This is a genomic window from Nocardioides sp., from assembly GCF_036401255.1.
GTDB lineage: Bacteria > Actinomycetota > Actinomycetes > Propionibacteriales > Nocardioidaceae > Nocardioides.
Genome location: NZ_DASWVI010000382.1, coordinates 26,415 through 36,303, shown reverse-complemented (window position 1 = coordinate 36,303; position 9,889 = coordinate 26,415). Strand labels below are relative to the sequence as shown.

The window sequence follows — 9,889 nt, the reverse complement described above, 5'->3', positions numbered from 1 at the left end:
AACGGGCCGTGGCCCGTCCTCAGGCACACGACCCGACCACCGCGGGTGGCAGCCGTGGGAGAATCACCACCCGTGACCGTCCCGAACGTCCTGGCCACCCGCTACGCCTCGGCCGAGCTGGCCCGCATCTGGTCCCCGGAGCACAAGATCGTGCTGGAGCGGCGGCTGTGGATCGCGGTGCTGGACGCCCAGCGCGACCTCGGGGTCGACGTCCCCGACGGGGTGATCGAGGCCTACCGCGGGGTCGTCGAGCAGGTCGACCTGGACTCCATCGCGGCCCGTGAGCGGGTCACCCGCCACGACGTGAAGGCGCGGATCGAGGAGTTCTCCGCGCTCGCCGGCCACGAGCACATCCACAAGGGCATGACCTCGCGCGACCTGACCGAGAACGTCGAGCAGCTGCAGGTCCGCCAGAGCCTGGCCCTGGTCCGCGACCGCGCCGTGGCGGCGCTCGCGCGGCTGGGCCGGCTGGCCGCCGAGCACGAGGCGACCGTGATGGCCGGTCGCAGCCACAACGTGGCGGCGCAGGCCACCACGCTCGGCAAGCGGTTCGCGACCGTGGCCGACGAGATGATGATCGCGCTCGAGCGGGTCGAGGAGCTGCTGGCCCGCTATCCGCTGCGGGGGATCAAGGGCCCGATGGGCACCGCCCAGGACATGCTCGACCTCCTCGACGGCGACGATGCCCTGCTCGCCGACCTGGAGGAGCGGGTGGCGCGCCACCTCGGGTTCGAGCGGGTGCTGACCAGCGTCGGTCAGGTCTACCCCCGCAGCCTCGACTTCGACGTCGTCAGCGCGCTGGTGCAGTTGGTCTCCGGCCCCTCCAACCTCGCCACCACGATCCGGCTGATGGCCGGCAACGAGCTGGTCACCGAGGGGTTCAAGGAGGGCCAGGTCGGGTCGTCCGCGATGCCGCACAAGATGAACAGCCGCTCCGCCGAACGGGTCAACGGCCTCTCGGTCGTGCTCCGCGGCCACCTCTCGATGGTCAGCGAGCTCGCCGGCGACCAGTGGAACGAGGGCGACGTCTCCGACTCCGTCGTACGCCGGGTCGCGCTGCCGGACGCCTTCTTCGCCGCCGACGGCCTGTTCGAGACGTTCCTGACGATCCTCGACGAGTTCGGCGCCTTCCCCGCGGTCATCCAGCGCGAGCTCGACCGCTACCTGCCGTTCCTCGCCACGACCAAGGTGCTGATGGCGGCGGTCCGCAACGGAGTGGGCCGCGAGGCCGCCCACGAGGCGATCAAGCAGGCCGCGGTCGGCACCGCCCTCGACATGCGCCGCGGCCAGGCCGACAACGACGTCTTCGCCCGGCTCGCGGCCGACCCACGACTCGGGCTCACCGCCGACCAGCTGGCCTCGCTGGTCGCCGAGCCGATCACGTTCACGGGCGCGGCCGTCGCGCAGGTGCAGGAGGTCGTCCGCCGGGTCGCCGAGGTGACGACCCGACACCCCGCGGCCGCGGCGTACTCACCCGGCGACATCCTCTAGCGGAGACGCGCAGCGGATCCGCTGATGGTGGTCGAGCGAGCCGCGCGACTGAGGCACGAAGTCGCGACCGGCGTGTCGAGACCGAACTCCCATGCAACGCTCGGGCGGTTGCCGGACATGAGCCAGGCATGACGGACGGCCGCGAGGAGACCTTCCGGCGGCTCTACGCCGCCCACTTCGACGCCGTCTTGGGGTTCGCGCTGCGGCGCACCGAGCGTCCCGAGGACGCCGCGGACGTCACCGCGGACACGTTCCTCGTGGCGTGGCGGCGGCTCGCGCACGTGCCGGCCGGCCAGGAGCAGCGACCCTGGCTGTACGGCGTGGCGCGCCGCGTGCTCGCCAACCACCGGCGCGGCGACCGGCGGCGCACCCACCTCGGCGAGCGGCTGCGCCGCGAGCTGGCCGCCGCCGTGCCCGACGTCAGCGACGGCGTCGTGCAGCGGGCGGACGTCACCGCGGCGATGCGCCGGCTCAGCGCCCGCGACCAGGAGGTGCTCGAGCTCCACCTGTGGGAGGGGCTCGAGCCGCGCGAGATCGCCGAGGTCCTCGGTCTGACCACCGTGGTCGTCCGGCCGCGGCTCTCCCGGGCCCGGGCCCGGCTGCGCGACCTGCTCGGCAACGATCCCGAGGCCGGCGGACATGTTCCCTCCAGACAACCCCAGCTCACCCGGGAGGAGCGGCCATGAACCCGATGCTCAGCGACGACACCGTCGCCGGCCTGCCGCTCTCCCTCGGGCGGGCCGAGCTCCTGGAGGAGATCATGAGCACTCCCGTCCTCGACGACCGCCCGGCGACGACGCCACCTGCGGGGCGGAGCAGCCGCTGGCTGGCTCCGGTGGCCGTGGCCGCCGCGGTCGCCCTGCTGGTCGCGGTCACCGCCTGGTGGGGCAGCGGCTACGGGCCGGGCGGTGAGTCCGGCGCGGACGGCATCGCGAGCGCCCCGGCGCCGGAGCGGGACTACCGCGCGATCCTCGACGCGCCCGGATGGACGGTCGAGAACGTGTACGCCGACTCGCACGGCGGCGAGCTCTCCTACGCCAAGGGCGAGCAGTCGTTCGAGATCAACTGGTACCCCGCCGCGAGCTACGACGACTACGTCGAGGACCGCCGGCACATCACCGATCCGCCGAGCGACGGAGAGCCCGTCGAGGTCTTGGACCTCGACGCCCGGATGTGGGCCTACAGCGATACCGACCACACCGCGATCCGCGAGCCTGCGGCCGGCCACTGGCTGGAGGTGCGCGGCGGCGGCATGGACCGGGCGGCGTACCTCGCACTCCTCGGAGAGCTCCGGCTGGTCGACGAGCAGGCCTTCGAGGCCGCGATGCCCGCGACGTTCGTCGACGGCAGCGAACGGGATGCGGCGATCGAGGAGATCCTCGCCGGGATCCGTCGGTACGTCGACCCGGTGATCCCGCCGGGCAGCCAGCGGGTCGGGTTCAGCTCCGACCAGAACGACCCCTACCACCTCGGCGCCGACGTCGCCGGAGCGGTGGCGTGCGAGTGGCTTGCCGACTTCGCCGAGGCACACCGGGCGGGCGACCAGCGGCGCATGGACCGCGCTGCCGCCGCGCTCGCGACCGCTCGGCAGTGGCCGGTCCTGCAGCAGATGGAGGCGGACGGCGACTACCCCGAGGCGATCTACGGCTACGCCGACGAGGTGGCGGCTGGCCAGGTTCCCGAGGGCTACGCCGACGGGCTGGGCTGCGAGGGCTGAGCCCGGTCGTCGCGGCGCTCGCTGCGCAGGGCCCGGATCGCCATCAGCAGCGCCGCCGAGAGCACCACGACGCTGGTGAGCAGCGCGGCGCGCAGGGCGGTGCCGTCGGATCTCGGGCCGACGGTGACCTGGTAGACGGTGACGAGCAGCGCGGCGCCGATCGACGCCCCGATCCGCTGACCGGTCTGCAGCGCGGCGCCCGCGGCGCCGCCCATCCGGGGCGGCACCTCGGTCAGGGTCAGCGTGATGTTGGGGGAGACGACCGCGCCACCGCCGAGCCCGGTGAGGAACAGCACCGGGACCAACCACGGCCACACCGGCTCGCGGCCGGGCACCAGCACCGCCAGCAGGGCGACGCCGCTCATCATCGCGAGGATCGCGCCGACGGTCAGCCGGCGGCCCGCGTCGGAGACGTAGTTGCCGGCGATCGGTGCGCTCACCGCCGACCCGACCGCGAACGGCATCATCAGCAGCCCGGCCTGGAGCGGGCTGTGACCGAGGCTGTCTTGCAGGTAGATCGACAGCACCAGCAGCAGCCCGGTGAACCCGGTGAAGTACAGCGCCCCGACGAGCAGCCCGTTGAGGTAGCCGGGCAGCCGGCGCAGGAGCGCGATGTCGAGCAGCGGCGCCCGGCCGCGGGCCGCCGTACGCCGCTCCCACCGCACGAACGCCCACGCGAGCACCGGCACCCCGGCGACCAGTGCCAGCGGCCAGCGCGCCCCGCCCTCGATGCTCACGACCGGGTAGAGCAGGCACAGCACCGCTGCCCCGAGCAGCAGCGCGCCGGGCACGTCGATGTGGCTCTCGCCGCGGCCGGCACGCCTCGGGTCGCGGCCCGGCGCCAGCCGCGCGACGGCGACCATCGCCACGAGCCCGATCGGGGCGTTGACCCAGAACAGCCAGCGCCAGCCCTCGTCCTCGCCGGCCAGCGCGATGATCAGGCCGCCGAGCACCGGACCGGTCGCCGAGGAGACCGACACCGTGAACCCGAACATCCCGAACGCGCGGGCCCGCTCGCGGCCGCGGAAGAGCTGCTGGATCAGCCCGGAGTTCTGCGGCGTCAGCAGGCCGGCGGACCCGCCCTGGAGCAGCCGCGCGGCGATCACCGTCTCGACGTTCGGGGCGAAACCGACCGCCACGCTGGCGGCGACGAAGCAGAGCAGGCCGATCAGCATCATCCGGCGCCGGCCGTAGGCGTCCCCGAGCCGGCCGCCGGCGACCAGCGTGAGCCCGAACGCCAGCGCATAGCCGGACACCACCCACTGCACGGTGCCGGCGGAGGTCCCCAGCCCGGCACGCATCGACGGGATCGCGACGTTGACGATCGACACGTCGAGCAGCGCCATGAATCCGACGACCAGCGTGACGCCGAGGATGCGCCAGCGGCGCGGGTCCGGCTCGTACGCCGGCTCCTCCTCCTGCGGCGTCTCGACGGCGTGCTCGGTCACCTCACCACCTTGCCCGAGCGATGATGGCCGCATGCGCAGATCCGTCGACGTCACGGTCACCGGTCGGGTGCAGGGCGTGTCGTTCCGCTACGCCGCCGAGCGTGAGGCGACCCGGCTCGGCGTCACGGGCTGGGTGCGCAACGAGCCCGACGGCTCGGTCGCCGCGCATGCCGAGGGCGACCCCGGCGCGGTCGACGCGTTCGTGCGGTGGTGCCACGACGGCCCGCCGATGGCGTACGTCGAGCGGGTCGACGTCCAGGAGGCGGAGGACCAGGGGTCGACGTCGTTCCGCGTCACCGGGTGATCAGACCCGGGCGTGCCCGCCCCAGTTGGCCAGCTTGGTCGCCACCGCGTGCAGGTCCGCCCGGCGCACCTCGTCGGGCACCGGGGGCAGGATGTCGTCCCACTCGACGGCGTAGGAGCCCTTGATCTGCGCGAACCCCTCCGGGCGGGCGAAGAACCACACGTGGGAGTGCGAGGAGCCGTCACCCCAGCGGTTGACGTGCACCCGGCCGATGCCCGGCATCGCCTCCATGATCCGCACCAGGCGGTTGGCGATCCGCCCGAGCTCGGCGGCGTGCTCGTCGTCGAAGTCCCCGACGTCGAGGTGCTCGCGCGACCACAGGGTCAGCACCATCGGCAGCCCGGTCGGCTCGGTCGAGGTGGTCAGCACCCACTGCTCGTCCTCCCAGATCACCTGAGCGTGCGCGAACCCGGCGCACGCGTCGCAGTCCGCACCGCCCTGCTCGCCCCGGCGGGGCTCCTCGGCGCCCGGGGCGGCGAGGACCTTGGGGACGACCGCGCCACCCTCGGCCTCCCACGGGAAGATCTCCCAGGCGGCCATCGCGGGAGTCGGCAGGCGACCCTCCTGCGAGGCGGCGAGGATCCGTGCGTACATCTCGGATGCTGACTCCGGCATGACGACACTGTGCCAAACCGGATTTGCGCGAGCACCCCGGGCCCCCGGACGATCACCCGCATGAGCGCACCCGTCACCGTGGCGATCACGCGGACGGTGGTCCCCGGCCACCGCGAGGAGATGCTGGCCTGGATCCGGGCCGGCTCGGCCCTGGCCAGCCGCTTCGACGGGTTCCTCGGACACGGGTGGGTCCGTCCGGCGGCCGACTCCCAGGAGTGGCACATGCTCTACCGGTTCGCCGACGAGGCATCGCTGGCCGCGTGGGAGGCCTCGCCGCAGCGGGCCTGGTGGCTGGGTGCCGCGCAGGGGCTGGTGGGCGAGGCCCGCGTGGAACGGCGTACCGGCATCGAGGGCTGGTTCGACCGGCCGGTCACCACCGACGTGCAGGACCTGCGCCCGGCGCCGCCGGCGCCCCCGCGCTGGAAGCAGATGGGCGTGATCTTCCTGGTCTTCTTCCCGCTCAGCCTCGCGGTCAACTGGCTGGGCAAGGAGTACCTCAGCGACTGGCTGCTCCCGGTGCGCGTCCTGGTGTCGGTGCTGGTGATGACGCCGGTGATGACCTATCTCGCGCTGCCCTGGATGACCCGGCGGCTGGAGTGGTGGCTGCACGGCGAGCCGCCGCCGTGGCGGCGGGTTTCACCGGTCGACCGGTGAAACCCGCACGACACGCCGAGGGGCATCGGCGTGTCGTGCGGGTTTCGGCTGACAAGTCGGCGAGCAGAGGGATTTCCCTCTTGCCAGAGCCGTGCTCGCCGTGGACAGGGTGGAGCCCATGAAGCGAATCTCGGGAACCATCCTCCTCACCGTCCTGTCCGTCCTCGGCCTGACCCTCGGCGCCACCGCGCCCGCGTCGGCGGTCACCCAGTCCAGCGCCGCGTCCCAGTTCTCCGCGGCCGGCATCGGCTGGACCTCCTCGGGCGGCTGCACCGACCGCTACAACTCCACGTGCACCTCGTTCGAGGGCATCCGCCAGGCGACCATCGACGGCGCGATCACGCTCAAGCGCGCGAGCGGCTGCGGGCTGACGATCACCGGTGGCACGGAGACCGGCCACGCGTCGGGCACCTACAGCCACTGGAACGGCTACAAGCTCGACTTCTCGCGGACCACGTGCCTGACCTCGTGGATCCACAACACCTACACCTACATCGGCCAGCGCAGCGACGGCGCCGCCCAGTACCGTGCCGCCTCCGGCAACATCTACGCCGACGAGGGCAACCACTGGGACGTCACCTACTACACGTGCGGCTGCTGAGTGCGGGAGCCCTAGGCTGCGGGGGTGACCGACCTGAACATCCCCGCCGCGCCGGCCATCCCGGGCGCCACGCACCTGCACTCCGGCAAGGTCCGTGACCTCTACGAGCTGCCCGGCGGTGAGCTGCTGATGGTGGCGAGCGACCGGATCTCGATCTTCGACTTCGTGCTCGACACCACGATCCCCGACAAGGGCGAGATCCTCACCCGGATGTCGCTGTGGTGGTTCGACCAGCTCGCGGACATCGTGCCCAACCACGTGGTCTCCACCGACGTCCCCGACGTGGTGAGGGGACGCGCGGTGGTGTGCCAGCGACTGGCGATGTACCCGGTCGAATGCGTGGCCCGCGGCTACCTCACCGGCTCGGGACTCCTCGACTACCAGGCCTCGGGCGGGGTCTGCGGGATCGCGCTCCCCGACGGACTTGTCGACGGCAGCCGGCTGCCGGAGCCGATCTTCACCCCGGCCACCAAGGCCGAGCTCGGCGAGCACGACGAGAACGTCTCGTACGACGCGGTGGCGGCCACGATCGGCGCCGACCGCGCGGCCGAGCTGCGCGACCTCACCCTGCGGGTCTACGCGCGGGCCGAGGGGATCGCCCGGGAGCGGGGCATCATCCTGGCCGACACCAAGCTGGAGTTCGGCGCCCGGCCCGATGGCACGACCGTGCTCGGGGACGAGGTCCTGACGCCCGACTCGAGCCGCTTCTGGCCGGCCGCCGAGTGGGAGCCCGGCCACGCGCAGCCGTCGTACGACAAGCAGATCGTGCGCAACTGGGCGCTCTCGCCGGAGTCCGGCTGGGACCGGGGCTCCGGGGAGGCGCCGCCGCCGCTGCCCGCCGAGGTCGTCGAGCGCACCCGCAGCCGGTACGTCGAGGCCTACGAGCTGCTGACCGGAGAGACGTGGTAGCGGTCGCGTTCCCGGTCCCACCGGAGGTCGCGTTCGACTACTTCGCCGACCCGCGCAACCGGCCGGCCTGGCAGTCGAGCCTGGCCCGGGTCGAGCAGGTCGACGGCGACGTGCGGGTCGGGCAGACCTGGGTGGACGTCACCACGCCGGGCCTGCGGCCCCGGATGGAGACCACCGAGCTCGACCGCCCGCGGCGCTGGTCCGAGCGCGGGACCTGGCGCGGCTTCGCGGCCGTCCTCACCCTCGAGTTCGCCGAGACGGCAGGAGGCTGCGACGTGACGGCCACCATGCGCGTGACCGGTCGCGGACCCGCGGCGCTGCCCGCCCGGATGCTGGGTGCGCTGGCGCCGCGCGCCGTCCGCTCCGACCTGCGGCGCGCGGCCCGGATCCTCGGGGGCTGAGGCCCCACCGGCCGGCGGCGCCGGCCCGGACCGACGAGCACCCGGCCCGAGACCACCGCGTGAACCGCCGGTGACCCGTGAGTAGGTTGGGTCCACACCCGGCAGTGATGGAGGCCACGCCCATGACGACGTACAACCTGGCGACCCTGCTCGAGGACGGCGCCGCGACCTACCCCGACCGCACCGCGATCGTCCTGGGCGAGACCCGGCTCAGCTATGCCGAGGTCGACACGTTCGCCAGCATGGTCGCGAACCTGCTGGTCTCGCGGGGCATCCGGCCGGGCGACAAGGTGGCGCTCACCTGCCCCAACCTGCCGTACTTCACGGTCGTCTACTTCGGCATCCTCAAGGCCGGCGCGACCGTGGTCCCCCTCAACGTGCTGCTGAAGGGCCGCGAGGTCGCCTACCACCTCGCCGACTCCGAGGCGAAGGCCTACTTCTGCTTCGAGGGCACCCCCGAGCTGCCGATGGGCCAGGCCGGCCACGCCGGCTTCGAGGAGGCCGACGGCTGCCAGGACTTCTTCATCATCACCGCCGGTCTCGGCGACCCCTCGCCGATCGAGGGCGTCGAGACGATGGCCCAGGCGATGGGCGGGCAGCCGGGCACGTTCGAGACCGTCGCGACCGACGAGGACGACACCGCGGTGATCCTCTACACCTCCGGCACCACCGGCCAGCCGAAGGGCGCGGAGCTGCGGCACCGCAACATGCGCGACAACGCGCTGCTCGGCGAGCCGCTGTTCGGCGCGGAGCCCGCGAAGCCCGACACCTACCTGTGCGTGCTGCCGTTGTTCCACTCCTTCGGCCAGACCGTGTGCCAGAACGGCGCGTTCGCGTACGGCGGCACCGTCGTGATGCTGCCGCGCTTCGAGGCCCACGCGGCCCTCGAGCTGATGCTCAAGGAGAAGATCACCTTCTTCGCCGGCGTGCCCACGATGTACTGGGGTCTGCTCGGTGCGCTCGAGGACGGCGTCGACGTCTCGACGCTGGCGGACAACCTCCGGGTCGCGGTCTCGGGCGGCTCCGCGCTGCCGGTCGAGGTGCACAAGGAGTTCGAGAAGCGGTTCGGTGTGACGATCCTCGAGGGCTACGGGCTCTCGGAGACCTCGCCGGTCGCGAGCTTCTCGCGGTACGGCGAGCCCGCGCGGCCCGGCTCGATCGGTGTGCCGGTCCCGGGCGCGGAGATGAAGCTGATCGGGCCCGACTGGTCCGAGGTCGAGGGCCCCGACGCGATCGGCGAGATCGCGATCAAGGGCCACAACGTGATGAAGGGCTACTACAACCGGCCCGAGGCCACCGCCGAGGTCATCCACGACGGATGGTTCCGCTCCGGCGACCTGGCCCGCCGCGACGAGGACGGCTGGTACTACATCGTCGACCGGTCCAAGGACATGATCATCCGCGGCGGCTACAACGTGTACCCGCGCGAGATCGAGGAGGTCTTGATGACCCACCCGGACGTCTCGCTGGCCGCGGTCATCGGCGTACCCGACGAGAGCCATGGCGAGGAGATCAAGGCCGTCGTGATCCGCAAGGACGGCGCCACCGTGACCGAGGACGAGCTGATCGCCTGGTCCAAGGAGCAGATGGCCAACTACAAGTACCCGCGCCGGGTCGAGTTCGTCACCTCGCTGCCGATGACCTCCACCGGCAAGATCCTCAAGCGCGAGCTGCACTAGAGGTCTGCTCTCGGGTGCGGGGGTCTCGATACGCGCCGTCGCGGCTTCGTTCCTCAGCCGCGGGCGCTAC

Annotated in this window: 11 protein-coding genes; 9 read left to right on the top strand and 2 right to left on the bottom strand. The window is 72.5% G+C overall.

Going from position 1 to position 9,889, the window contains the following annotated elements; genetic code table 11:
- The first annotated feature begins 72 nt into the window (after positions 1–72).
- From purB to VGD85_RS17895, 3 genes are all read left to right on the top strand, one after another.
- On the top strand, positions 73–1,491 hold the full coding sequence (gene purB, locus VGD85_RS17905) for an adenylosuccinate lyase (protein WP_331064792.1): 1,419 nt from the start codon (positions 73–75) through the stop codon (positions 1,489–1,491).
- A gap of 128 nt (positions 1,492–1,619) precedes the next feature.
- Positions 1,620–2,177: a sigma-70 family RNA polymerase sigma factor gene (locus VGD85_RS17900; RefSeq protein ID WP_331064791.1), complete on the top strand. Its 558-nt coding sequence runs from the start codon at positions 1,620–1,622 to the stop codon at positions 2,175–2,177.
- A complete protein-coding gene (locus VGD85_RS17895; protein WP_331064790.1) occupies positions 2,174–3,208 on the top strand; it encodes a hypothetical protein in 1,035 nt (344 codons plus the stop codon). The genes VGD85_RS17900 and VGD85_RS17895 overlap by 4 nt, the downstream gene beginning before the upstream one ends.
- On the opposite strand, the gene VGD85_RS17890 is transcribed toward VGD85_RS17895, so the two are convergent.
- Complete coding sequence (locus tag VGD85_RS17890; protein WP_331064789.1) at positions 3,178–4,656, bottom strand: MFS transporter; 1,479 nt, start codon at positions 4,654–4,656, stop codon at positions 3,178–3,180. The two genes, VGD85_RS17895 and VGD85_RS17890, sit on opposite strands and share 31 nt — an antisense overlap.
- 31 nt (positions 4,657–4,687) lie before the next feature.
- Here VGD85_RS17890 and VGD85_RS17885 point away from each other — a divergent pair, with 31 nt between their 5' ends.
- A complete protein-coding gene (locus VGD85_RS17885; RefSeq protein ID WP_331064788.1) occupies positions 4,688–4,960 on the top strand; it encodes an acylphosphatase in 273 nt (90 codons plus the stop codon).
- Here the strand turns inward: VGD85_RS17885 and VGD85_RS17880 are convergent, their stop codons facing one another.
- Positions 4,961–5,575, bottom strand: coding sequence for a hypothetical protein (locus VGD85_RS17880; protein ID WP_331064787.1), 615 nt, complete (start codon positions 5,573–5,575; stop codon positions 4,961–4,963). It abuts the gene before it with no gap.
- Between the two features lie 60 nt (positions 5,576–5,635).
- On the opposite strand from VGD85_RS17880, the gene VGD85_RS17875 reads away from it, so the two are divergent.
- The 5 genes from VGD85_RS17875 (at position 5,636) to VGD85_RS17855 (ending at position 9,819) form a co-directional block, all read left to right on the top strand.
- Entirely contained in the window at positions 5,636–6,229 is a 594-nt protein-coding gene (locus VGD85_RS17875) for an antibiotic biosynthesis monooxygenase (protein ID WP_331064786.1), read from the top strand.
- Between the two features lie 118 nt (positions 6,230–6,347).
- Positions 6,348–6,830 carry a hypothetical protein gene (locus VGD85_RS17870; RefSeq protein ID WP_331064785.1) on the top strand — a complete coding sequence of 161 codons (483 nt, stop codon included), beginning with the start codon at positions 6,348–6,350 and terminating at the stop codon, positions 6,828–6,830.
- A gap of 24 nt (positions 6,831–6,854) precedes the next feature.
- Entirely contained in the window at positions 6,855–7,739 is an 885-nt protein-coding gene (locus VGD85_RS17865; RefSeq protein WP_331064784.1) for a phosphoribosylaminoimidazolesuccinocarboxamide synthase, read from the top strand.
- Positions 7,733–8,140, top strand: a complete 408-nt coding sequence (locus VGD85_RS17860; protein ID WP_331064783.1) for an SRPBCC family protein — start codon at positions 7,733–7,735, stop codon at positions 8,138–8,140. The genes VGD85_RS17865 and VGD85_RS17860 overlap by 7 nt, the downstream gene beginning before the upstream one ends.
- 122 nt (positions 8,141–8,262) lie before the next feature.
- The gene (locus VGD85_RS17855) at positions 8,263–9,819 is read left to right on the top strand and encodes a long-chain fatty acid--CoA ligase (protein ID WP_331064782.1); all 1,557 of its coding nucleotides are present in this window, start codon (positions 8,263–8,265) and stop codon (positions 9,817–9,819) included.
- Positions 9,820–9,889 lie beyond the last annotated feature (70 nt).

What these genes read in the sequence shown, in the direction of transcription:
- VGD85_RS17900 (WP_331064791.1), top strand. Translation starts at nt 1,620, where the DNA reads ATGACGGACGGCCGCGAGGAGACCTTCCGGCGGCTCTACGCCGCCCAC.
- VGD85_RS17895 (WP_331064790.1), top strand. Translation starts at nt 2,174, where the DNA reads ATGAACCCGATGCTCAGCGACGACACCGTCGCCGGCCTGCCGCTCTCC.
- VGD85_RS17885 (WP_331064788.1), top strand. Translation starts at nt 4,688, where the DNA reads ATGCGCAGATCCGTCGACGTCACGGTCACCGGTCGGGTGCAGGGCGTG.
- VGD85_RS17880 (WP_331064787.1), bottom strand. Translation starts at nt 5,575, where the DNA reads ATGCCGGAGTCAGCATCCGAGATGTACGCACGGATCCTCGCCGCCTCG.
- VGD85_RS17875 (WP_331064786.1), top strand. Translation starts at nt 5,636, where the DNA reads ATGAGCGCACCCGTCACCGTGGCGATCACGCGGACGGTGGTCCCCGGC.
- VGD85_RS17870 (WP_331064785.1), top strand. Translation starts at nt 6,348, where the DNA reads ATGAAGCGAATCTCGGGAACCATCCTCCTCACCGTCCTGTCCGTCCTC.
- VGD85_RS17855 (WP_331064782.1), top strand. Translation starts at nt 8,263, where the DNA reads ATGACGACGTACAACCTGGCGACCCTGCTCGAGGACGGCGCCGCGACC.